Source organism: Amycolatopsis sp. NPDC001319, assembly GCF_042896185.1.
Classification (GTDB): domain Bacteria; phylum Actinomycetota; class Actinomycetes; order Mycobacteriales; family Pseudonocardiaceae; genus Amycolatopsis.
Genome location: NZ_JBIAWY010000001.1, coordinates 143445 through 166203, shown reverse-complemented (window position 1 = coordinate 166203; position 22759 = coordinate 143445). Strand labels below are relative to the sequence as shown.

The window sequence follows — 22759 nt, the reverse complement described above, 5'->3', positions numbered from 1 at the left end:
GCCGGCTCGGACCTGGCGCGGACTTCGGTCGGGCCTGTCTGTGCCGGGCGGCGCTCAATGCGCGGCTGATTGGGTCCGACCACCTTTAGCCGGTCAGCTCGGCATGCTGTGAATGGCCAGCTAGGTCGGACCTAGCAAAGGTGCCCGCGTTGTCCCCAGGGACAACTCATCCCCATGGGGACAGGTGCCGGGCTGTCCCCATGGGGATGACCGCGAGTTGTCCACAGGTGGATCACTCGACATGCCCCCGCCTGTGGATGGCCGACGAATCATCCCCAGCCGGGAAAGCACGTCAGTCGGACCGGTGCTGCCGGCGAAGGAACGGGCAGCCGACCAGCCGGCGAAGCTCGGCGGCCAGCTTGGGCGGGCTGTCGATCGACTGGGAGAACGCCAGCCGCACGTCGTGGTCGCCGGTGTCGGATTCGACGCGCAGGCGCAGGCCGTAGCGGTCGAGGCCGAGCGGGCGGATGCGCCCGTGCTGCAGGCCCGGCGGCAGGTGCTGCGCGAGCTGCTCGACGACGTCGGAATGGTCACTCTCCAGGTGCCGCAGCCACTCGGCCTCGTAGCTGTGGAACGGGTCCGGCGGTGCCGCGCTGAACATGTGCGGACGCAGCGAGTGGGTGCCCTCCGCGTCGGCCAGGACCAGGGACGCGGGGGTGAGGCGCAGGAGCGTCAGGCCGTGGCCGACGTCCAGGAGCCGCTCGTCCGGCCGCTGCTCGGCGATCGACACGGCGCGGGCGCGCGCCGAGACCGCCGAGAGCGGCCGGAGCCACCCGGTTATCCACAGCAGGCCGCGGATGGGTTCCCGCAGCTCCACCGGGGCGTGGTCGGCGAGCTCGACCATGACGGCGAGCTCGCCGCGCTGATTCTGCCGCGACGTGCGCACCATCGGGTGCTCGTCGGGCAGAAGGATGCTGACGCTGCCGCTGTGGTGCACGTGGTGCAGCACGGGCACCACGCGCTCGGCCTCGCAATCGGCGCGCTCGACGGTCGGCATGATCGTCGCCGGTCCGTTGCGCGTCGCGATCGTCTTGGCCCGCTCGGCGGGGTTCGGCGCGGGCGGGCGTCGGACGGATGTCGGGGCCTCGGTCACGGGTCACCTCCTACTTAGGTGAGCCTAACCTGAGTCTGGCCAAGAAAGGAAGACCCGATCCGTAACGCACCCCGCACGAGTGGCGAATAGCCGGTGATCCATACCGCCACCTGGGGAGAACATGACCGACAAAACGACCACAATCCCCGTCTGGGAACCGCAACCGGGGGTGCCGGCTGCTGCACTACCGCCATTCGGCGTCGTCTACGCGAAGGCCCGCCGCACTGCGGCGACCCAGGTGGCGATCGGGTCCGTGATCACGGCGGCCGGCCTTGCCCTGCTGTTCGCCGGCGCCAACGCACCTGCGTCGATCTTCGTCGCCTTCCTCGGCTGCCGGATCCTGCTCAGCTGGGTGCCGGCCGTCGTCTCGGGGATCAGGACGAAGCCGGGCCCCGCCGCCATGTTCGAGCTGGTGCTGGTGGATCCCGACGGTCTGGTCGCACGGCGCGGCCGCGTCGGTGTGCGGTTGCCCGACGGCCGCTGGCTGAACACCAGGCTGCCCGCCGGCGTCCGCCTCCAGCTCGCCGGGCAACGTCGGTTGTGGCTGCTCAGGCGCGGCGACCGCGTTTCCGTGGTGGTGCCCGGGATCGTCCTGGTCTGGAAGGGCCGGCTGGCCGCCGCGCCGGTGAGAGGCGCAAAGCAGCTGCCGGTGATACCGCGTGACGTGGTCCCACCGCGCGAGGACCGGGTGCTCAACACGGACCGTCGCGCCAAGGTCCCGACGATGCTGATCGTGGTCCTGCTGAACGTGATCTCCGTCGGCTTGGCGATGTGGGCCGTGGTGGGCCTCAAGGCGGACGTGGTCGCCCGGACGGTCTCCGTGGACTTCGCCGCGGCGACCGCCGCCGTGATCGCCGTCCTGGGTTTGCTGACCGCCTTGCACACGCTGGTCGGCGCCGTCACTCTGTGGAAGCTGCTCAGGCCGCGCTCGGAGAGCTCGTGGACCGAATTGCCCGTGCTGGACCGGCAGATCACGTTCAGCGGCAGCTTCCGCGCGGTGCTGAAGGGGCATGTCCGGCTTCCCGACGGCAGCGTGGCCGGCTTCCGCACGTCGAAGGTCTTCGCCTCCCTCGCGCTTGACGTCGCCGCCTCCGATCGCCTGTGGACGCTCGGTGCCGCTCGGCTCGGCGTCGTGACCATCGGCGTGCCCGGCTATCCCGTGATCGGCGTGGCGCGGTTCCGACCGGCCCTGGACCGGGCGCCGGCGGAACCCGCCGCCCAGCCGGCCGGCCAGTGAGCCACGAACGCCACCGAGCGGAGTGACGACGATGCCCACGTGGGAGCCCGATCCGACCGTCCCGGCCGGGCAGCTGCCGTTGTTCGACAAGATCTTTGCCGCGTCACCGCGCCAGGCGACCGGTCGCTCGATCGCCGCCGTTGTGCTGGTGGCGTTCGTCGTCGCGGTCGTCTTGGTCGACTACCACCTCTCCGTCGCGGACGTCGTGCTGCTGGCGTACCTGCTCGGCGGTTACCTGCTGCTGCACGCGCGGTCGGTTCTCGCCCACTGGCAGCTCAAACCACTGCTCGCGGAGGCCTTCGTGCTGGTGGACGTCGACCCCGGCGGGATCGAGGTGAGCCGCCGCCGGGTCGCGGTGCGCCTGCCGGACGGCCACTGGCTCACGATCACCTCCAGGACCACGCAGCCCCCGCTGATCGCGCAACGGAGGCTCTGGGTGCTGCGGCACGGCGACCGGGCACGGGTCCTGTTGCCTGGCGCCGGACTGCTCAAGGCCCGGATCCGCACCGAACCGCTCCGCAACGGCGCCCAGCCGCCCCCACCGCCCGCCGACGCCTGGGAAGCCGCCCGGAAGTCGGGGAACCTCCGCCTGATCCGGCACAGGATGGTGGTGTTCGGGGTGACGACGGCACTCCTGGTCTGGGCGCGGCTGGGTTATCCGCAGGACGACCGCTCCTTCTTCGCCATCGTGCTGACGATCGGCCCGGTGGTCACGGCGGGACTGACGCTGCAGTACGTCATCGGCGCGATCGCCGGGGGTGGCTCCCGACGGTGGTCCGAGTTCGCCGTCGACCCAGGCCCGGCCATCTCCTCCGTGCGGATGCGGCAGCGGCAGCTGCGCCTGCTGCGGGTCGAGGGTCGCGGCGTGCTTGCTGACGGCACGCGTGTCTCGTTCGTCGTCCCCGGTGCCGACCTCTTCCTCGCTCTCGAGTTCGCGTCGGCGGGACAGCTCTGGTTCAGCGGCAAACTCGTCCGGGCTCAGATCGGCGGCCGCCGGATCCACGTTCAGCGCCTCGACGAAGCCTGAGGAGCACGGATGCACTTCTGGGAGCCCGATCCCACCCTCCCCGCGGAACGTTTGCCGTTGTTCGGCGAGCTGACCAAAGCAGCCAGGCGAGCGGAAGGGCGACAGCTGGTGTTGGCCATCGTGCTCGTGATGGTCGCGGCGGGGTTCGTGGCCGGCGCGACGATGACGGTCGCCGAGGCGGTGCTGCTCGGCTACGTCTTCGTCGGGAGCGCGGTGGTGCGCGGGCTGACCATGGTTCGACAGCAGCGGGTGAAGCCGTTGCTGGGCAAGGCCTTCGAACAGGCCGAAGTCCGCGCCGTCGTGGCCGGACGGGTGATCGGTGCGCAGCTGGCCGACGGGCGCTGGGTGCGGTTCAGGGCCTCGCGGTACGCGGCGGAGGTGCTCGCACGGCGCCGACGGCTGTGGCTGCTCCGTGACGGCGACCGCGCCGCGGTGCTGACCGCCGAAGCCGGCCTCGTCCCGGCGCGGATTCGCGACGAGTCGCCCGGCGGTAGCCGCGAAGTGGCTCCGGCCCAGCCCACGACGACACCTGACGCCGAGCCCCTCCGAGCGCTGCGCAAGCGCCGGGAGTGGGGCGAAGTCGCCGCGGTGGCGCTCCTCTCGGCGCTCTACGTGGCAGCGTGGCTGATTTTTCAGCAGGGAGAACGGTTGTTCTCCCCGTTGATGGTCGTTCTGGGGGCGCTCACGGTCCTGTCGACCGCACTCGCCGTGGTCCTGTGCCTACGGCCCTCCCGAGCCGCGGAGTGGACCGAGCTGGAGCTCGTGGCCGAACCGGCGATCGCGGTCACCCACGACCGGCTGACCGTCGAGAGCCGTGCTGTCCGGCCGGACGGCACCACGGCCGCCTTCCGGCTCCGCGGAGTTTCCCTCGCCGCGGCCCTCGACATCGCTGCCTCCAGGAAGCTCTGGATCAGCGGCTCACGAGCCGGCCTGCCCGGCCACGCCTGGATCGGCACCGTCCGGTTTCAGGACCCCGTCGGACCCCTCCCCGACCACGACCACGCGTAGCCCGGATCCTCCGACGCCGAAGCCGCCTCCCCGAGTTCCAGGGGCGCGAAGGTGTCCACCATCACCGCTGTCTCGTCGAAGAACTCCGCGCCGATGGACGCCTCCGCGGCGCCCGGCTGGGGGCCGTGGGTGAAGCCCGACGGGTGCAGGGACAGGGAGCCGATGGCGATGCCCGAGCCGCGGCGGGCTTCGTAGTTGCCGCGGACGTAGAACATGAGCTCGTCGGAGTCGACGTTCGCGTGGTTGTACGGCACGGGGATCGAGTCCTCGTGGTAGTCGACCTTGCGGGGGCAGAACGAGCACACGACGAAGTTCGGCCCCTCGAACGTCTGGTGCACGGGCGGAGGCTGGTGCACGCGGCCGGTGATGGGCTCGAAGTCGTCGATGTTGAACGCCCAGGGGTACAGGCAGCCGTCCCAGCCGACGACGTCGAACGGGTGGGTCGCGTAGGTGTAGCGGGTCAGGCCGGCGCGGTGGCGCACCAGCACGTCGACATCGGAACCGTCCACCAGCAGCGGCTCGACCGGTCCCCGGAGGTCACGCTCGCAGTACGGCGAGTGCTCCAGGAACTGCCCCTTCGCCGACAGGTACCGCTTCGGCGGGCCGATGTGCCCGCGCGCCTCCAGCACGTACAGGCGCACCTCGCCCTGCGGCACCACGCGGTAGGTGCACGACGTCGGGATCACCACGTAGTCGCCGTCCGAGGCCTCCAGCGTGCCGTAGATCGTCTCGAAGACAGCCGAACCGCCCTGGACGTAGAACAGCTCGTCGCCAGCCGCGTTGCGGTACAGGGGCGACGGAGCGGTGGCGACGACGAAGCCGATGGTCACGTCGGCGTTGCCGAACAGGCGGCGCCGGTCGGTCACGGCGTCGGCGGAGGCGCCGAACTTCAGCTCCGGCGTCTTGAAGTGCCGCGGCTTCAGCGGGTGGTTGGGCACGAGGGCGCCGCGGTCGTCGGGCACGGCCACGGCGTCGACGATCGCCGTCGGCAGGCCGCGGTGGTACAGCAGTGCCGAGTCGGCGGAGAAGCCCTCGACGCCCATCAGCTCCTCGGCGTAGAGGCCGCCGTCGGGCTTGCGGAAGGCGGTGTGCCGCTTGTGGGGGACCTCGCCTACTCGCCGGTAGAAGGGCATGGCTGACTCCTCCGGAGGTGTCCGCAGAACGAACGATTTTGTCCTGTTGTCGTACGCTACTAGCGTGTCATTCGTGTCAAGCGCTGTGGAACTCACGCCCCCCGGCCCCCGTGGAATTCCTCCCCTGTTCGCGCGGCTCGTCGACGACTCGGCGCTCTTTCCGCCCGCGGACGCGGCCATGCCCGAAGCGCTGCGAGCGCACTACGAGTCGCGGGCGGGTGAACACGCCGGTGTACTGGGTGTTTTTCTCTGCCAGGCCTCGCGGCTGCCGGAGCTGATCACCGAGTTGATCAAGATCAAGCCGAAGGAGCCGCTGCCGCTGTCACTGATCATCGACACCGGGCTCGGCGGCGTGCCCAAGGCCATCTCGATCGTCGAGTCGCGCAGCGAGCTGCTGTCGCTGCGGATGGTCGAGATGCCGGCGCCGTCGGACGTCGACGAGGTGTGGCTGGAGCGCGTCTCGGAGTTCGTGCCCGAGGACGTGATCCGCGTGGTCGAGCCGCGCCGCGGAGTCGGCTGGCTCGACGGCGTGCGCAAGGTGATCGAGCACGGCAGCTGGCCGAAGATCCGCTGCGGCGGCCCGGCGGGGGAGAACTTCCCCAGCGTCGACGAGGTCGCCGACTTCATGTCGGTGGTCAGCGGCGCGCCCGGCGCGTCGTTCAAGGCCACCAACAGCCTTCACCGCGCCGTCCGCCACACCGATGCGGAGACGGGCTTCACGCACCACGGTTTCCTGAACCTGATCGTCGCGTCGGCCCGCTGCCTCTCGGGCGGCGACGTCCGCGAGGCGCTGGAGTCCACCGACGGCAAGGCGCTGGCCGACGAGGCCCGCGCGTTGTCGGAGCCGGCCGCGAAGGCCGTGCGAGAGCTCTTCGCGTCGTACGCGGCGGCGTCGTTCGCCGAGCCGGTGGCCGACCTGGGTGAGCTCGAGCTGCTGTGAGCAGGGAGGGGTCGCTGACCCTCGACCGCGGCCTGGCGCTGCTGCAGGCGGTGGCCGACGCGGGCGAGGAGGCGGCGACCATCTCCGAGCTGGCCGTGACGATCGGCGCGAGCCGCGCGGCCGTCTACCGGCTGCTGGTGCCGTTGTCGGAGCGCGGCCTGATCTGGCGCGACGGCACGAAGGTGCGCCTCGGCGTCGGCCTGCTCCGGCTGGCCGGGCAGGTGCTGCCGCAGCTGCGCGAAGCGGCGCGGCCGGTGCTGCGGGAGCTGGCGGAGAAGGTCGGCGCCACGGCCCACCTCACCGTGGCCCAGGGCGATCAGGCGCAGGCCGTGGCGGTGGTGGAGCCGTCGTGGACGAGCTACCACGTCGCGTACCGCGTGGGCAGCCGTCATCCGCTGAGCGCGGGCGCGGCGGGCCGGGCGATGGCGCTGCGGCCCGGAGGAGACGGCTGGGTCGCTTCCACGGGCGAGCTGGAGGCCGGTGCGTCCGGTGTGGCCGCGCCGGTGCGCGGGGTGCCGGGGCTGCGGGCGAGCGTCGGCGTGGTGTCGCTGGAGCCGTTGGCCGCGGCCGCGGTCGGGCCCCAGGTCATCGCGGCGGCCGGAAAGCTGACCGAGGTGCTCAGAACCGACGCGTAGTGCGGCGTGGCGTGCTGGAATATGGTCTCGTGGAACAAAGGGGACGGCTTGCCGAGGAGCCGTCGCGGAGGTGCCCAGGTGAACGTTCCGAGTGAGCTCGTCGGTTGCGAGGTGCGCCGGACGTCGTTCGACTACCAGGTGCGCCTCGCGCTGGTCGATCAGCCGGACCCGGCCGACGAGCCGCGGGTGGACGCCGAGCTGGTGCTCGAGACGTCGTTCGTGCTGCGTGACGTCGAGGGCGTGAGCCACGAGCTGGAGCCCGGCAGCGGCGCGGCCCTGGCACCGGTGCTGGCGCTGTTCGGGCAACGCGTCACCGAGGTGGCGGTGCCCGAGGAGGGCACGCTGACGGTGGTCTTCGACGGCGGCGCCGAGCTGCGCGTGGGGCCGGACCGGCAGTACGAGTCATGGTGGCTCACCGGCCACGGCGTCGAGCCGATCCTGGTGGGCCCGGACGCCTAGCGGCGCGCGGCCGCCAGCAGCGGTCGCACCATCGTGAGCAGCAGCGCCAGGTCGACGCAGAACAGCAGCCGCTCGAACAACCCCAGCGTCACTTCCTGCTGCGCGGGGCCGGTGATCAGCTCGAAGACGAACCCGCCGAGCACGATCAGCACGCTCGCCAGGCTCGCGACGGCCAGGCCGCGGATGGTGGTACGGCGCGGTTCCCACGGGCACTTCGGCGTGCCGCGGCGTGTGAGCAGCCAAGCGGCGGCCGGCAGGGCGAGGAACGCGGTGATGGCGGCGGCGTTGTGGAGCTGGCCGTCGAACGTGCGGGCCTGGCCGTCGGGGTCGACGGGGACGGTCGCGCAGATCGTGAGGCCCGCGCACCACACGCCGAGCAGCACGACGACCGCGGGCGAGCGGCGGGCCTTCACCAGCCCGGCCAGCAGCGCGACGGAACCGAGCGCCAGCGCCAGGCACATCGCGCTGAACAGCGGCGCGGCCGAGCGGCTGCCGAGGTGGCCGTAGACGTACTCCGACAGCGTCTGCCACACCGGGCTGACCTGCGCCGACAGCCGCAGGTGCAGGTCAGCCGCGATGGCCACCGCGAGCGCCATGCCGGCCAGCGCGAGCCGGCCGTGCACGGGGGACACGGCGGCGGGCGCGGCCTTCGGCATGGGGGCACTCCTCGGTGGTCATGGCGAAGGGCAAGGCTTCCCGCGTCATCGCGGGTTCACCTTGCCCTCATCCACTGGATTCGAAGAGGCTACCCGGTGTTCCTGTGAAGTCTCTGTGGTCAACTCGCTCAGAAGGCGAGCTGGACCAGCGCGAACGCGGCGAATCCGGCGAACAGGAACCCCGCCGTGCGCTGGATGAGCTTCGGCCGGATGCGGCTGCGGATCTTCGCGCCGATGAACACCGCGAGCCCCGCGACGGAGACCAGCGCCACGAACGCGCCGAGCCCGACCGCGAACGGGTTGCCGAGCCGCGCGACGAGCCCTGCCGTCGCCAGCTGCGACGCGTCGCCCCACTCGGCGGCGAAGAGCACGCCGAACGACGTCAGCGCGGAGCGCAGGAAGGACTTCGGCGCCGCGCCGAGGCGTGCGGCGTCGTCGGCCGCTTCGTCGGCTTCGCTGAATCCTTCGCGCAGGAGCATGAAGGCGCCGATACCGAACATCGCGGCCACGACCAGGGAAACCGCGGTTTCCGGAAGAAGGGTGAGTACGCTGCCGAACGCGACGGCTATAACACACTGGATAGCGAATGCCACGCACACCCCGGCGAATACCGGCCACGCGCGGAAACGCGTGGTCAGCACCAGTGTTGCGACCAGGGTCTTGTCGGGCAGTTCCACTGCCAGGACCAGGCCGAACGCGCTGATGAGAGCGATGAGTGCGGGAGACATGAGCTGGTGGACACCCCTTTCACTTCAACGATAAAGGAGGTGTTCAGAACGCGGCAAGTTGATCGGGTTTGCGAATTGCCCCATGAGGTTTGTTGAATAGCTTTCGCCGGGTCCCCTGAATATAGTTTTCGGTGCGCCGAATTCTGTTTTGCGGATGCGGTACGGTGCGGGTCATGCCTGCTGACCACGTGGTTGTGTCCACCACTGTCGACCAAGAAGCGACCGCTCGGAACATCGCCACGAGCGCCGTCGAGGCGCGGCTCGCCGCCTGCGCCCAGATTGTGGGGCCGATCACGAGCGTGTACCGCTGGGAGGGCAAGGTGCGCACCGACTCCGAGTGGCGCGTGGAGTGCAAGACGGCGGCCGACCGCGCGGGTGCGCTGGAGGAGTTCCTGAACGTGCGCCACACGTACGCCCTGCCCGAGATCGTGGCGACGCCGATCGTCGGCGGGAGCCCGCGGTACCTGTCGTGGGTGGTGGAGCAGACCCGGTAGATCCCTTTCGGGTACACAATGGACGGATGGGCTCGGGACGCCTGACGTGGGCGTTTCCCGGGTTCAGGACGTTGGTCCCTCGTTTTTCGGGACGTGTTGAACTGGTTGGCGCCGCGTCGGCGGAGTTAGCTCGGGTACGTGGATGTCCTTGAGCTCGCGCGGTGGCAGTTCGGCATCACCACCGTGTACCACTTCTTGATGGTCCCGCTGACCATCGGACTTTCGGTGCTCGTCGCGGGGATGCAGACCGCCTGGGTGCGTACGGGCAACGAGCGCTACTTCAAGATGACCAAGTTCTGGGGGAAGCTCCTCTTGGTCAACTTCGCCATGGGCGTGGTGACCGGGATCGTGCAGGAGTTCCAGTTCGGGATGTCCTGGAGCGCCTACTCCCGCTTCGTCGGCGACGTGTTCGGCGCGCCGCTGGCGATGGAGGGGCTCGTCGCGTTCTTCGTGGAGTCGACCTTCCTCGGCCTGTGGATCTTCGGCTGGGACCGGCTGCCGAAACGCGTGCACCTGGCGTGCGCGTGGGCGTTCGCGCTGGCGACGATGGCCTCGGCCTACTTCATCCTGGCCGCGAACTCGTGGATGCAGCACCCGGTGGGTGTGGAGTTCGTGAACGGCAAGCCGACGATGAACTCGATCTTCGCGGTGCTGGCCAACAACACGGCGCTGGCGGCCATCCCGCACACGCTGGCCGGGTCGTTCTCGGTGGCGGCGGCCTTCCTCGTCGGGGTGGCGGGCTGGCACCTTTGGCGGCGGCGTTCGACTTCGGACTCGGACGCCGGCGTGCACCGCGACGTCTGGCGCGCGTCGCTGCGGCTCGGTGCCTGGGTCGGGATCGCCGCGTTCGCGGTGCTGGCCATCACGGGTGACACGCAGGGCAAGCTGATGTTCCAGCAGCAGCCGATGAAGATGGCGTCGGCGGAAGCGTTGTGCCACACGGAGAAGCCGGCGAGCTTCTCGATCCTGGCGATCGGCGACGTCGCGGGGGCCAACTGCGAGGACGTGAAGACGTTCACCGTGCCGGCGCTGCTGTCGTTCCTCGCGCACAACGACTTTTCCACCGAGGTGCCGGGTGTGGAAAACCTGATCGGCCAGTACCAGGCGAAGTACGGCACCAACTACCCGAACGACCCCGACCTGGGGCCGCTGGCGGGCAAGCCGATCGACTACGTGCCCAACCTGCCGGTGACCTACTGGGGATTCCGGGCCATGATCGGCTTCGGCGCGATCGGGGCGGGGATCGGCCTGCTGGCCCTGTGGCTCACGCGCCGCGGCCGGATCCCGGGCGGGCGCTGGTTCCCGTTGCTGCTGGTCGCGGGCATCGCGACGCCGTTCATCGGCAACAGCGCCGGCTGGATCTTCACGGAGATGGGGCGTCAGCCGTTCGTGGTCGCGCCGAACCCGACGGGCGTCGAGGGCATGTGGATGTTCACGGCGCAGGCGGTGTCGCAGCTGACGGTCGGTGAGGTGTGGACGTCGCTGATCTCGCTCACGGTGCTCTACCTGGGGCTGGGCGTGGTGGAGCTGTTCCTGATGCGCAAGTACGTGCGGGGTGGGATCGAAGGGGTTCTGCCGCCGCCGGCGCACGGTGGGGAGGCGGGTTCGGATGACACGTTGTCGTTCGCTTACTGAGCCTCCGGTGGGTGCTTCGTCGGGTTCTTCGGTGGGTTCGACCCAGCGTGGTGGGCCGGTCACCCACGAGAGTTACCCACAGCTGATCTGTGGACAACTCGATGGGTTGTGGATAACTCAGGGCGATCTTGGGGATGAGTCATGACGACACTGCAGCTGGTGTGGTTCGGGATCATCGCGCTGTTCTGGCTCGGGTACCTGTTCCTCGAGGGCTTCGACTTCGGCGTCGGGATGCTGCTGCCCGTGCTCGGGCGCGACAACACCGAGCGGCGCGTCATGGTCAACACCATCGGGCCGGTGTGGGACGGCAACGAGGTGTGGCTGATCGTCGCGGCCGGCGCCACGTTCGCGGCGTTCCCCGACTGGTACGCGACGCTGTTCTCGGGCGCCTACCTGCCGTTGCTGCTCGTGCTCCTGGCGCTGATCGGGCGCGGGGTCGCGTTCGAGTACCGCGGCAAGGTCGACTCCGAGCGCTGGCGGCGCACGTGGGACCGCGCGATCATGGTCGGCTCGTGGATCCCGCCGCTGGGCGTCGGGCTGCTGCTCGCGACGACCGTGCTCGGCCTGCCGCTCGACGCCGCCGGCAACCGCGTCGGCTCGCCGTTCGAGGTGGTGCGGTGGGACACGCTGCTGGGCGCGCTCGCCGTGGTCGGGTTCTCGCTGGTGCACGGGGCGGCGTTCCTGGCGCTGAAGACGTCGGGCTCGCTGCGCGAGCGGGCGCGGGTGCTGGCGTTGCGGCTGCTGCCGGTGGCGTTGCTGCCGATGGTCGCGTTCCTCATCGTCGTGCAGGTGCGCGCGGGGCAGGCGTGGACGTTGGTCGCGCTTGTGGTCAGCGTGGTTGCCGCAATCGTCGCGTGGCTGCGGCTGCGCGCGGACCGCGACGGGCAGGCGTTCGCCGCGCTGGGCGTGGTGATCGCGGCCGCCGCGGTGACGATGTTCGGGGCGCTGTACCCGAACGTGCTGCCATCGACGGGTGATCCGGCCAATTCGCTGACGATCGCGCAGGCCGCCGCGAGCCCCTACGCGTTGAAGGTGATCACCTGGGTCGCCGCGTTCGGTGCGCCGGCCGTGCTCATCTACCAAGGTTGGACCTACTGGGTTTTCCGCAAGCGCATCGGCGTTCAGCACATCCCGGCGGTGCACGCACCGTGATCACGCTTCCCGGCCGCACCACCCTTTCCGCCCCGAGGTCCACAGTGGACCAGGTGCGGCCGGGCAAGGGGCCGCTCGGCGCGCTCTCGGCTCTCGGGCCGGCCGCGCGCCGGGCGCTGCTCCTCGTGGCGGCGCTCTCGTTCGTCAACGCGGTTTTCCTTGTGGTGCAGGCGTTTCTTCTGGCCGACGTGCTGGCTTCCATCGTCTCCACTGGGATCGGGGGCCGCAACGCCCAGCTGGCCGCTCTGTTCGCGCTCGTCGCGGGCCGGGCGCTCACCGGCTGGGCGGTGCGGGTGGTCTCCGCGCGCGCCGCTGCGACGGCGCAGGGGGACCTGCGCGCTCGCGTCGTCTCCCACAGCCTGCGGCTCGGCCCGGAGTGGCTGGCCCGCCGCGGCGACGGCTCGTTGACGGAGCTGGTCACCCGCGGCTTGGACGCGCTCGACGCGTACTTCCGCGAATACCTGCCCGCCCTGGTGACGGCCGCGGTGGTCCCCCTTGCGGCGGGCGCGGCGATCCTGTGGATGGATTGGCCGTCGGCGGTGATCGTGCTGGTGACGGTGCCGTTGCTGCCGCTTTTCGCGGTGCTGGTCGGCAAGTTCACGGCCGACCGCGTGGCCGGCGCGACGGACGCCGTGCACCGCATGTCGGGGTTGTTGCTGGAACTGGTGCGCGCTCTACCGGTGCTCACGGCGTTCCGCCGCGCGGACGCGCAGGGGACCACCGTGGCGCGCGTCTCGGACCGCCACCGCCGCGCGACGTTGAAGACTTTGCGGGTCGCGTTCTCTTCGGCTTTCGTGCTCGAACTGGTCGCCACTTTGTCCGTGGCCCTGGTCGCCGTCGTGATCGGCGTGCGGCTGGTGTCGGGCTCGCTGCCCCTGGCCATCGGGCTCGGCGTGCTGATCCTGGTCCCCGAGTGCTACCAACCGCTGCGCGCGGTGGGCGCGGCCTTCCACGCCAGCGAAGACGGCGTCGAGGCGGTCCGCCGCGTCACCGACGTCCTCGCCGAACCGGCCCCGCACTTCGGCACCCGCGTCCCGCCCCGTGGACAACTCACTGTGTCCAACCTAAGCATCGCCCGCCGCGGCGGCTTCGCCCCCGACGGCGCCTCGTTCTCCGCCCGCCGCGGCCAAACGACCTGGCTGCGCGCCCCCAGCGGCGGCGGCAAATCCACCACCCTCTCCGCCCTCCTCGGCTTCCTCCCCACCCCCGACGGCACCATCACCCTCGGCGACGTCCCCCTGGCCTCGGTGGACATCAACCTCTGGCGCGCGGACGTGGCGTGGGTGCCGCAGTCACCGGTGTTCAGCGGCGGGACCGTCCGCGAGGAGGTGACGGGCACGGTTGCCGCCGGCTCCGTCGCGGGCTCGGCTCTCGGCTCGGCGCCGGTCGCCGCCGAAGGCGCCGACGTGGGCGACGTGGTCGGTCCTCACTCGATTCATTCCGACTCGCCCGAGAGTGGGTCGGCCGCAGTCGGCGCTGGTGGCTCGGACGCGGCTGGCTCTGCGGCCGGTGTTTCCGACCTGGCCTCGGCCGGCTCCGATGGTGTCGATGCGACCGACGTGATCGGGCCCGACTCGGCTGTCTTCGACCTGCCTGCGGGTGACTCCGTTTTGGGCTCGGGAGCAGTCGGCGCGGTGCTTCGCCCGATCCTGGCTTTCGACGTCTCCGACTCGTCCGCGGGCGTCTCGTCGGACGCCGAGGGCGTCGGCTCGGCTGGCGACGGCTCCGCGCTCGGCTCGGGCTCGGTCGTCGCGGATTCGCCGGCGGGTGGCTGCGTTGTCGGCTCGGGGGCGGTTGGCTCGGCGCTGCGTGTGGCGGGTGGTTTCGGAGCGGCCGCGGTTGGCTCTGGCGCCGTTGGCGGGGGCGATGCCGGCGAGGGTGATGTGGTCGAGGAGGTGCTGGCGGAGCTGGGGTTGTCGGGGTTGGGGGAGCGGCCCGTCGGGCAGTTGTCGCTGGGGCAGCGGCAGCGGGTGGCGGTCGCGCGGGCGTTGGTGAGGGTGCGGGCGGGGGCGTGGCTGCTGTTGCTCGACGAGCCGACGGCCCACCTCGACGAGGTCAACGCCCGGCGGGTGATGGGTGCCGTCGAGCGGGCCGTGGCGGGTGGGGCGGCGGCGGTCATCGCGGCGCACGAGCGGTCGGCGGCGGTGGTGGTGGCCGACGAGAAGCCGTTGTCCGGCAATGCTTCTGCCGACACCGTGGGGGCCGGGCGGGCATTGCCGTGGCGGTTTTTGCTTGACCGGCGGCTGTTTTCCGGAGCCGTGCTGGGTGCGGTGGCGTTGTTGGCGGGCGTTGCGCTGACGGCGACGTCGGGGTGGCTGATCGCGAAGGCGTCGTTGCAGCCGCCGATCCTGACGTTGACCGTCGCGGTGGTGGGTGTGCGCGCGTTCGGGCTCGGGCGTGCGGGGCTGCGTTACGCCGAACGTCTCGTCACGCACGACGCCGCGTTCCGCATCGCTGGGCGGCTGCGGGTTCGGCTGTGGGATTCGCTGGTCCGCCTCGGTCCGGCGCGGGCGTTTGCGGCCGGCGAGGGGCAGCGTCGGCTGGTCACCGATGTCGACACCGTCCGCGACCTGCTGCCGCGGGTGGTCTCGCCGCCGGTTGTCGTCGGGCTTGTTGCGGCGGGCGCGATTGCGGTGCAGACGGTTGTGCTTCCGTCGGCCGGCCTGCTTCTTGCCGCCGCCGTGGTGGTCAGTCTCGCGGCGCCCCGGCTTGCCCTTCTGACCGAGCGGCACGCGACGGCTGCCCTTGCCGCCGGGCGCCGTGACGTCGCTGCGCGGGTTCTCGTGCTCTTCGCGTCGGCGGCGGAGTTGATTGCTTACGGAACTGCGGCGTCGCGTCGTCGGTCGCTGCTCGCGACCGATGCTCAGCTGACCGCCGCCACCCGTCGTCAAGCGTTCGGTGCCGGTGCGGCGGATGCCCTGATCGTCCTGGCCACCGGGGCCGCCGCCGTGGGGAGCACGCTTCTCGCTGCACCGGCTGTCGCGTCCGGCCAGTTGGCAGGGGTCATGGCGCCGTTGCTGGCGCTGGTTCCGTTGGCTCTTGCCGAGGTTCTCTCGTTGCTGCCACCAGCGGCTATGCACTGGGACACGCTGCGCGCGGCCCGGGTTCGCCTGGGTGACCTCGACGCCGCGGAGCCTACGTCGACGCCGAGGGCGGACCTCAACGATCCGGCCGAACCGGCACCGAGCGCCGTGCGGCTTCGGGGCGCCGACCTCGGCTGGCCCGGCGGCGAAACCGTGCTCACCGACGTCACGCTCGACATCGAGCCCGGAACCTACGTCGCCGTCGTGGGCCCGAGCGGAGCGGGGAAGTCGACGCTGGTGGCGGCGTTGCTGGGGTTCCTGGAGCCGCGCGCGGGGGAGGTCGCGGTGCCCGAGCGGGTGGCGTGGGCACCGCAGGAGGCGATGCTGGTGTCGACGAGCGTGGCGGAGAACCTGCGCCTCGCGGATCCCCGGGCGACCGACGACGACGTCCGCCGGGTGCTCGACCTCGCGCAGCTGCCGGAGCTCGACGCGGCGACCGTTCTCGACAGCGCCGGCAGCGGGCTTTCCGGTGGTCAGGCCCAGCGCGTCGCACTGGCACGGGCGTTGCTGGCCGCGCCGACGGCCGGCCTCGTGCTGCTCGACGAGCCCACCGCGCACCTCGACGAACGGACCGCTCGGGCCCTGCGCGCCACGCTGCGTACCGAGCTCGCCGGCCGCACGGTCGTGCACGTCACCCACAGCCTCGACGAGCAGCTCGACGCCGACGTCGTGCTGGAGGTCCGCGGCGGCCAGGTACTCGAACGGCAAGCGGTACCGGCCGCGAGGGGTGATTGGTGACGGTCACGATTCCGGGTCCGGGCCGCAAGCACGCGCTAGGGTCGGTGTTGCTCATGGACCCGACACTTGCCGCGCGGGCGTTGTCCGCTGCCACCGAGATCACCAGCACCGCGTTGTCCGGCGACGACCCGGAGGCCGTGCTGGACACCGTCGTGATCCGCGCCGCCGAGCTGGCCGACGCCGACCTCGGGCTGGCCATGGTCAGCGCCGACGACGGGCACGTCGTGGTCGAGGCCGCCGTCGACCTCAGTGGTGCCGACCGCGCGCTGCAGGGCCTGACCTTGCCCGCCCACTCCGCTGCCGGCCGCGTCGCGCGCGGTGGCGAGCCGGTGGTCAGCGACAACTTCGTCGTCGACCCGCGCACCGCCCCCTTCGTGCCCGACGAGCTCCGCGGCTTCGGCCCCTTCGCCGCCGCGCCGTTCGGCTCCGGCGGCCGGGTCCTCGGCGCGCTCACGGTCTACCGCCTGCAGGGCCGCGAGCCGTTCTCCGCGGGGACCGTCGAGATGCTCGTGGCGTTCGCCGCGCAGGCGGGCGTCGTGCTCGCGCTCGCCGAGGGCGCCAACGCCCGCCACCGCGTGACGCTCTACCAAGAGCGCGAACGCATCGCCCGCGAACTGCACGACGTGATCGTGCAGCGCCTCTACGGCGCCGGCATGCAGCTCGACCGCGTGCGCCGCAACATGCGCAAGCGCTTCGCCCAAGCCGACGGCGCGCGGTTGTCCGACGCCATCGACCAGCTCGACCAGACCATCGAGGAAATCCGCGGCACCGTGCGAGCCCTGCGCTCGCCGGAACCACGCCACGACACCGGCACGCCGACCGACCTCGCCGAGTCAGCCCGCGGCGAAGTCCGCATCGCCGGCGAGCTCCTCGGCTACCCGCCGACCCTCGAGCTCTCCGGCGAGTTCGCCGACATCCCCGCCGAACGCGCCGACCACATCCGCGCGGCACTGCGCGAAGCACTGTCCAATGTGGTCCGCCACTCCGGCGCGAGCGAGACACGCGTGTCCCTGACCCGCGACCGCGACGGCGTGAAACTCCGCGTGCGCGACAACGGATCCGGTGTACCCCAAGGCGTCGCCACCCGGGGCCTGCGTCACCTCGCCGAACGCGCCGACGCCGCCGGCGGGAAGTTCTTCATCAACTCCTCACCGAGCCTCGGCACACTCGTCGCCTTCGATCTCCCTCTGGACTAGTCGCACGTTCGCGACCATCACCCACAGCGCGCTGATCCGGCTTCAGCCTTCACGCGTCATGTGAGCCGCTCCTTCCTCTCCGACGGGCACGCAACGCGTGTACGCGCAGCGTGCGACTTCCCGTACGACATCGACCAACACCCCAGCACCGCGAGTCGCGGCTCGCTTTCACCTGGTGGCGAGTCTACCGGGAAATCGAACACCCATTCGACTCACGATGGGGTGAATCCGAAAGGTCCTTGCCGAATCACCCGTGGCCGACCGTGAGCTCACGCGCGCGAGAAACCTCCTAACGGCCTAGCCGCTTTCCGAGCGGCGGTACCGGCCGATCACTCGAAAATCGACGTCACCAGTTCTGTCGGAGATGGCTGTTAGGGTCGCCATGATCAGTTACGAGGGGGTCGCTTCATGTGGGAAGCCGTGGCGGCGGAAGTCGTCAAAGCGATGGCTGTGGCCGCGCTCGGCGGGGTGAAACAGCTGGTGTCACACAAACTCGAACAACGCCGGACCGCCACCGACGTGGTGGCGATCCTGGGCGACAAGGCGCGCGCCGTGACGGCGATCGCCGAGCTGCTCGCGACCGACCGAGAGTTCGCCGACCAGATCGAATCACTGTTGCCCCAGTCGACGGGAACCGGGAGCAGCAGCGACTTTCCCGCGTCGGCCGCACCGTTTGTCGACCGCGAAACCGAACGCGCGCTCGTCGCCGGCCCCGGTGCCCGCCTCGTCACCGGGCCGCGCGGCGCGGGCAAAACGGCGCTGCTGAGCCGTCTTGCCACCGATCTGCGCCCGCACCTCCCGAAACAGATCTACGTCGACCTCGCCGACTACCGGTCCGGTTCGCTGGTGCGCCGCACCGAGGTGGCCGCGCGAGTGGTGCGAGCGCTCGACGTCGGCAACGATCTGACCGCCACCGGAACGCCACAGCTCTGGGAGCAATACCGCTCGGTCACCGCGCGCCACCGTTTCCTGCTGGCACTCGACAACGCGGAAGCGGCCACCGACCTGCACGGCCTCATCCCGCCGTCGCCGCACAGCGTCGTTCTCGTGACCGCGATCAAGGCCGGCGACGATCTCCGCATGGAGTTCCCGGCGCCGCCGATCGAGGTCGGCCGGCTCGCTCCACAGGACGCGCTCGCCCTGCTGAGCCACCTCTCCCACCCGAACGTGGTAGCGGCCGAACCCGTTGCGGCCCAAGAACTCGTGGACCTGTGCGACCACATGCCCTTCGCGGTCCGGCTCGCCGCGGTCCGCGTCGCGCGGCGCATGCAGCGCGGTCCCGGCGCCGTCGCGTCGGTGCTGGAGGGTTTCCGGGCCACGGGCAAGCTCGGCGGCGAAGACGTGATCGCGGCGGCCTTCGAGGAGTCCTTCGCGGAGCTGACTCCCGACGCGGCGGAGCTGTGCCGCCTCCTCGCCGCGCACCCCGGACCTGACTTCACGGCGGCCGGCGCGGCCGCGGTCTTCGGCCGCTCACCGGATGACGCCCTCGACGAGCTGGTCGACGCCGGCTTCGTCGCGCACACAGACACTTCGCGGCAACGGCTGTACAACCTGATCCGCGAAGGTGCCCGCCGCCGCGGCTCGGCCGAGGTGGCGGTCGAACGAGCGCTCGAGTTCCACTGCGACCAAGCCGTGGCCGCGGATCTCCACAACGGCACGGATCGCCTCCGCCTGTACACACCGCGGCCCGGTGCCGAGTCGAGGGCGAACTTCGAAGGCCTCAAGCCGCTCGACTGGGTCGAAGCCGCCCGCGAGACTTATGGCGCTCTCGCCCGGGAGGCCTACCTGCGTGAGCGCGATGTCGAGCTGGGCCAGATCTGCGGGTCGCTCGAAGTGCTCATGCTCAACCGCGGGTACCACCGGCTCTTCGCCGACATCAACAACTGGGGAATCCGCGGCGCGCGCCGCCTCGGCGACCGGCCGTTGCTCACGCGCGTGCTGAGCCAGCAGGGCCGCACCCACCTGCTGATGCACGAGTTCACGACGGCTAAGCCGTTTCTGGACGAGGCGCTGACATTGGCGCGCGAGCTGGCGCTGCCGGGCCTGCTGTCGTCGGTGCTGGAGTTCTGCGGCCGGTTCCGCGAGGAAGAAGCCCGGCAGCACCCGCAGCAAACGCCGGGACTGATGGCCGAGGCGGTGACGCTGCTGGACGAAGCGATCCGCATCGACCGCGCCGCGGGACCGGAAGCCGCGCGAAGTCTCGGCATCCACACCCGGATGCTCGCCAACGTCCTCGTCGGGCTCGGGCGATGGGACCAGGTCTTCGCGCTGCTCGGCGAATCCGAGCAGCACACCGCCGACGACCGCAACCGCTCGCGGATCCTGCTGGTCAAGGCAAAGGCCGAGACCGGACTCGGCTCTTTCGACGCCGCCGCCGACACCCTGGGCCAGGCGTGGCAGCTCGCGAACACCTCGGGCGCGACGCAATACGCGGCCGAGTTCGACGCCGCGTTCGCCACCCTCGCCGAGGCTCGCGGCGACCTGCCGGCCGCGCTCGACGCGTGGCGACGGGCGTGGCAGGTCTACTTCGCCGCCGGGCATCCGCGGCAGGCGGAGTTCGCGGCCAAGTTCAGTGCTGTCGAAGAGCGGATACGGGGGCGCCGTTGAGGTGACCGGTGAACGGCTGGCCCGTCGTCAGCTGCACGTAGGCGAAAGCGGCCAGCAGCACGGGATCCGCATCAGCCGTCAGCTCGTGCGTCGCGCCGGTCGAGTCGCGCACGACGCAGCCGCCGTCGATCGGCGCGGCCGCCAGCTGAGCGGCCGGCCAGTGGGTGAGCAGGCCGGCGAGTCGTCCGGGCTCGTCCGCGTAGACGACAGTGGCGGCGTCGAGTTCCCGCAGCTCGGCGTTGTCGGCGTGGGCGAGCACGTGCCGGTACTCGAGGTCCGGCGACTTCTCCGTGACCAGCGGGAACCGCGCGAGTTCACCCGATCCGTCGACGCCGGCCACGAACGCGGCAGCGGGCGAGGTCAGCGGCTCGGGATCGGCGACGGGCGGGAAAACCGGGTCGTCGGGCGGGTTCAGGTCGAGCAGTGAATAGAGCAGGCCGGCGAGCAGCGGCGCGCGGGAGTCTTCGACGGCTTCCTCGATGATCGGCGCGTGCGAGCCGGGCCGATGGCGAGTGATCGCGCCGTCGATCTGATCGCGCAGGCCGAGCCCCGTCACGAGCTTCGGCACGCTCCGCGCGAGGGCGGCGAGTGGCGAATCCGCGACTGTCGTCGGTGATCCCGGTGTCGTGAGCAGCACCGGTTTGTCGACGGCGGCCGCGTACAGCGCGGCGGATCCTTCGTCCGACAACACACAATCCGCGGCGAGCACGGCCGCCTGCCAGCCGTGGTCGGGCGGGACGAGCGCAAGCCCCGCCGCGATGGCCGGCCGCAGCCACGCCCGCACCTGCCACGGCCCGTGCGCCGCCCACACGCCCGGGTGCAGCGTCAGCGCGACGCGGTAGTCGTCGAAAGGCAGGCACCCCAGCAGCTCCACGGGCAACTCGGGACGGCGGCCGAACAGGGAGTGCTTGCCCCAGGTCGACGCGAGCGTCACGACCGTGCGGCCGCCCGCGTCGAGCGCCTTGCGGTAGCGGGGAGCGCGGTGCCGGCTCACCAGCATGCGGTCGAGGCAGGGGTCGCCGATGACCACGGCCCGTTCGGCGGCGGGCGGGCACGACCGGGTCAGCTGCGCGCGCTGGCTTTCGTGCGACAGCGCGATGGCCGCCGGCACCACTTCACCGTCGTGGATCAGCTTTTCCGGGTTGAGGCCGGACGTGACGCGACTGCCGGGGTAGTACTTCTGGTAGCCGATTCCGTGGGGCACCAGCAAAATCGGGGCGTCGAGCTCCGCCAGCACGTCGTTCTCGCTGGCCGCGATCGCGAGGTCGAACCGGGTCGCCTTCGCCTGGTCCCAGCCGATGACGGGCGGCCCGAGACGGCTCAGCGCTTCCGGCACGCCGGCGGCGAGGATTCCCGGCCGGCGCTCGTCGTGGGTGAAGACGAGCTGGATCCGCCGGTCGCCGCCGAACAACGAGACGACGTCGAGCAGGCGCGTGAGCGTGGTCAGGGTGCGGACGACCACGAGCACCTTGCGGTCGAACGCCGTGGTCAGCCAGCGGTCATACGCCGGATCGACCGGGACCTTGGGCCAAAACGACGGGGGGGGGTATGCGTTTTCGGGCATCACTTGCCGCGGCGGGCGATCCAGGCGGCGGCTTGGGTGCGGCGTTGCATGCCGAGCTTGGCGAGGACCGAGGTTACGTAGTTCTTGACCGTCTTTTCGGCCAGGAACAGGCGCTCGGCGATCTCGCGGTTGGACATGCCCTGGCCGATGAGCTCCAGGACGTCGCGCTCGCGGTCGGTGAGGGCGGCGAGGTCGTCCGTGGGCGGGTGGCGCAGTTTGTCGAGCACGCGGGCCGTGGAGACGGGGTCGAGCAGGGAGTGGCCGGCGGCGACCTCGCGCACGGCGTTGACCACGTCCTGGCCGCGCACCTGCTTGAGCAGGTAGCCCGACGCGCCCGCCATGATCGCGCCGACCATGGCCTCCTCGTCGTCGAACGCGGTCAGCATGAGGCAGGCCGGCGGGTTGGGCTTGGACCGCAGCTCGCGGCACAGGGTGATGCCGTCGCCGTCGCCGAGGCGGACGTCGACCACCGCGACGTCCGGCTCCACGTGCATCGCGACGGCCAGCGCCTCCTCGACGCCCCCGGCCTCGGCGACCACCTCGATGTCCGCCTCGTCGCCCAGCAGGTCGCGCAGGCCGCGGCGGACCAGTTCGTGGTCGTCGACGAGCAGCACCTGGATCGGCATACCCCGAGGTTACGGCGTCGCGCGGTCTGTCGCTGGTGCTGGTGCCGGAGGACACGTCGGTGGCGTGGCGTGGGCTCTGTGAAGGTGTGGCGAAAAATCACCGGATGCACCCGATCAGGTTGCCGCGGGAAATCGCGCGGAATTGATCCGTAACGGTTCCGTCGGCCCGGCGATATGCCCGACAACGCTTCGCCGGACTCTTTGGAAGGTTTTCCTGTTGACTCTCTTTCGCCGTGTCTTCGGTACGTTCGCCCTGGTCGCAGGGATTATCGTGGTCTGGTCAGCCGCAGCACAGGCGGAACCGGAAAATCCGGCCGGCGCAATTCCGGAAACGTCGATATCCCCATTCGGTGATCCGTTCCTGGTCGCGTCGGGCGCTTTGCTCGCGGCCGCCGCGTCCGCCGGCATGGTCCTCCACCTGCGCCGCCGGCCGGCCTGATGCGCATCGCCGTGGTCGCAGCCCTGGCGGTGGCCGTCGCGGCTCTGCTGCTGGTCGCGTTCCTGCGCCCACCGGCCCCGATGCCGCCCCAACAGGTGGTGACGACGAGCAAGCCGTCGACGAGCAGTGGGTCCACATAACTCGTTGTCCCGCAGGCAAAGTTGCCCGATCGAGACGAAAAGCGGCCGAACGGGTGGTTCAGCGCCGGCACCCGACACGAAACCCCGAGCTGTCGCGATCTTCCTCTCCGGTGACGGACGATGGCGCGCCTACGGGCCTCTTCCGCCGGGCCCGATCTTCTGCCATTCT

At 70.9% G+C, this 22759-nt stretch carries 20 protein-coding genes; 14 read left to right on the top strand and 6 right to left on the bottom strand.

All coding sequences use genetic code 11. The features are described from left to right. Positions 1-292 precede the first annotated feature (292 nt). Positions 293-1093 carry a DUF2470 domain-containing protein gene (locus ACFY1H_RS00805; RefSeq protein WP_386943683.1) on the bottom strand — a complete coding sequence of 267 codons (801 nt, stop codon included), beginning with the start codon at positions 1091-1093 and terminating at the stop codon, positions 293-295. A 121-nt stretch (positions 1094-1214) separates the two neighbouring features. Here ACFY1H_RS00805 and ACFY1H_RS00800 point away from each other — a divergent pair, with 121 nt between their 5' ends. From ACFY1H_RS00800 to ACFY1H_RS00790, 3 genes are read left to right on the top strand one after another with little or no spacing between them, the layout of a single operon-like run. Further along, entirely contained in the window at positions 1215-2330 is a 1116-nt protein-coding gene (locus ACFY1H_RS00800) for a hypothetical protein (protein WP_386943682.1), read from the top strand. A gap of 31 nt (positions 2331-2361) precedes the next feature. Next, entirely contained in the window at positions 2362-3357 is a 996-nt protein-coding gene (locus tag ACFY1H_RS00795; RefSeq protein ID WP_386943680.1) for a hypothetical protein, read from the top strand. Positions 3358-3366: 9 nt separating this feature from the next. Further along, positions 3367-4365: a hypothetical protein gene (locus ACFY1H_RS00790; protein ID WP_386943678.1), complete on the top strand. Its 999-nt coding sequence runs from the start codon at positions 3367-3369 to the stop codon at positions 4363-4365. Here ACFY1H_RS00790 and ACFY1H_RS00785 read toward each other — a convergent pair. Beyond that, positions 4323-5498, bottom strand: coding sequence for a homogentisate 1,2-dioxygenase (locus ACFY1H_RS00785; protein ID WP_366577089.1), 1176 nt, complete (start codon positions 5496-5498; stop codon positions 4323-4325). The two genes, ACFY1H_RS00790 and ACFY1H_RS00785, sit on opposite strands and share 43 nt — an antisense overlap. Positions 5499-5583: 85 nt before the next feature. On the opposite strand from ACFY1H_RS00785, the gene ACFY1H_RS00780 reads away from it, so the two are divergent. From ACFY1H_RS00780 to ACFY1H_RS00770, 3 genes are all read left to right on the top strand, one after another. Beyond that, positions 5584-6438 (top strand): hypothetical protein, encoded by an 855-nt coding sequence (locus tag ACFY1H_RS00780; protein WP_366577885.1) that lies wholly within the window; start codon positions 5584-5586, stop codon positions 6436-6438. After that, positions 6435-7073 (top strand): IclR family transcriptional regulator, encoded by a 639-nt coding sequence (locus tag ACFY1H_RS00775; protein ID WP_386943676.1) that lies wholly within the window; start codon positions 6435-6437, stop codon positions 7071-7073. The genes ACFY1H_RS00780 and ACFY1H_RS00775 overlap by 4 nt, the downstream gene beginning before the upstream one ends. Positions 7074-7151: 78 nt before the next feature. Further along, positions 7152-7532: a DUF6188 family protein gene (locus tag ACFY1H_RS00770; protein WP_386943674.1), complete on the top strand. Its 381-nt coding sequence runs from the start codon at positions 7152-7154 to the stop codon at positions 7530-7532. Here the strand turns inward: ACFY1H_RS00770 and ACFY1H_RS00765 are convergent. Together ACFY1H_RS00765 and ACFY1H_RS00760 are read right to left on the bottom strand one after the other, a co-directional pair. After that, positions 7529-8188, bottom strand: coding sequence for a DUF998 domain-containing protein (locus ACFY1H_RS00765; protein WP_366577093.1), 660 nt, complete (start codon positions 8186-8188; stop codon positions 7529-7531). The two genes, ACFY1H_RS00770 and ACFY1H_RS00765, sit on opposite strands and share 4 nt — an antisense overlap. A gap of 128 nt (positions 8189-8316) precedes the next feature. Next, positions 8317-8916 carry a TMEM165/GDT1 family protein gene (locus tag ACFY1H_RS00760; RefSeq protein WP_366577095.1) on the bottom strand — a complete coding sequence of 200 codons (600 nt, stop codon included), beginning with the start codon at positions 8914-8916 and terminating at the stop codon, positions 8317-8319. Between the two features lie 173 nt (positions 8917-9089). On the opposite strand from ACFY1H_RS00760, the gene cutA reads away from it, so the two are divergent. The 6 genes from cutA to ACFY1H_RS00730 all read left to right on the top strand — a co-directional run bounded on the left by cutA (position 9090) and on the right by ACFY1H_RS00730 (position 19821). Continuing rightward, on the top strand, positions 9090-9410 hold the full coding sequence (gene cutA / locus ACFY1H_RS00755) for a divalent-cation tolerance protein CutA (protein ID WP_366577097.1): 321 nt from the start codon (positions 9090-9092) through the stop codon (positions 9408-9410). A gap of 138 nt (positions 9411-9548) precedes the next feature. Beyond that, complete coding sequence (locus ACFY1H_RS00750; protein WP_366577098.1) at positions 9549-11045, top strand: cytochrome ubiquinol oxidase subunit I; 1497 nt, start codon at positions 9549-9551, stop codon at positions 11043-11045. 141 nt (positions 11046-11186) lie between these two features. After that, complete coding sequence (gene cydB / locus ACFY1H_RS00745; protein WP_386943671.1) at positions 11187-12197, top strand: cytochrome d ubiquinol oxidase subunit II; 1011 nt, start codon at positions 11187-11189, stop codon at positions 12195-12197. Between the two features lie 44 nt (positions 12198-12241). Beyond that, complete coding sequence (gene cydC / locus ACFY1H_RS00740; protein ID WP_386944815.1) at positions 12242-16018, top strand: thiol reductant ABC exporter subunit CydC; 3777 nt, start codon at positions 12242-12244, stop codon at positions 16016-16018. A 53-nt stretch (positions 16019-16071) separates the two neighbouring features. Then, a complete protein-coding gene (locus ACFY1H_RS00735) occupies positions 16072-17214 on the top strand; it encodes a GAF domain-containing protein (RefSeq protein ID WP_366577102.1) in 1143 nt (380 codons plus the stop codon). A gap of 408 nt (positions 17215-17622) precedes the next feature. After that, the gene (locus tag ACFY1H_RS00730) at positions 17623-19821 is read left to right on the top strand and encodes a hypothetical protein (protein ID WP_386943669.1); all 2199 of its coding nucleotides are present in this window, start codon (positions 17623-17625) and stop codon (positions 19819-19821) included. Here ACFY1H_RS00730 and ACFY1H_RS00725 read toward each other — a convergent pair. Both ACFY1H_RS00725 and ACFY1H_RS00720 read right to left on the bottom strand, forming a co-directional pair. Then, entirely contained in the window at positions 19784-21283 is a 1500-nt protein-coding gene (locus ACFY1H_RS00725) for a hypothetical protein (protein WP_386943667.1), read from the bottom strand. The genes ACFY1H_RS00730 and ACFY1H_RS00725 overlap by 38 nt on opposite strands. Before the next feature lie 101 nt (positions 21284-21384). Then, positions 21385-22011, bottom strand: coding sequence for a response regulator transcription factor (locus ACFY1H_RS00720; RefSeq protein WP_285971182.1), 627 nt, complete (start codon positions 22009-22011; stop codon positions 21385-21387). A gap of 217 nt (positions 22012-22228) precedes the next feature. Between ACFY1H_RS00720 and ACFY1H_RS00715 the strand changes: the two genes are divergently transcribed. Both ACFY1H_RS00715 and ACFY1H_RS00710 read left to right on the top strand, forming a co-directional pair. Continuing rightward, positions 22229-22450: a hypothetical protein gene (locus tag ACFY1H_RS00715; RefSeq protein ID WP_366577108.1), complete on the top strand. Its 222-nt coding sequence runs from the start codon at positions 22229-22231 to the stop codon at positions 22448-22450. Beyond that, on the top strand, positions 22450-22590 hold the full coding sequence (locus tag ACFY1H_RS00710) for a hypothetical protein (RefSeq protein WP_386943666.1): 141 nt from the start codon (positions 22450-22452) through the stop codon (positions 22588-22590). The genes ACFY1H_RS00715 and ACFY1H_RS00710 overlap by 1 nt, the downstream gene beginning before the upstream one ends. Positions 22591-22759: the final 169 nt, after the last annotated feature.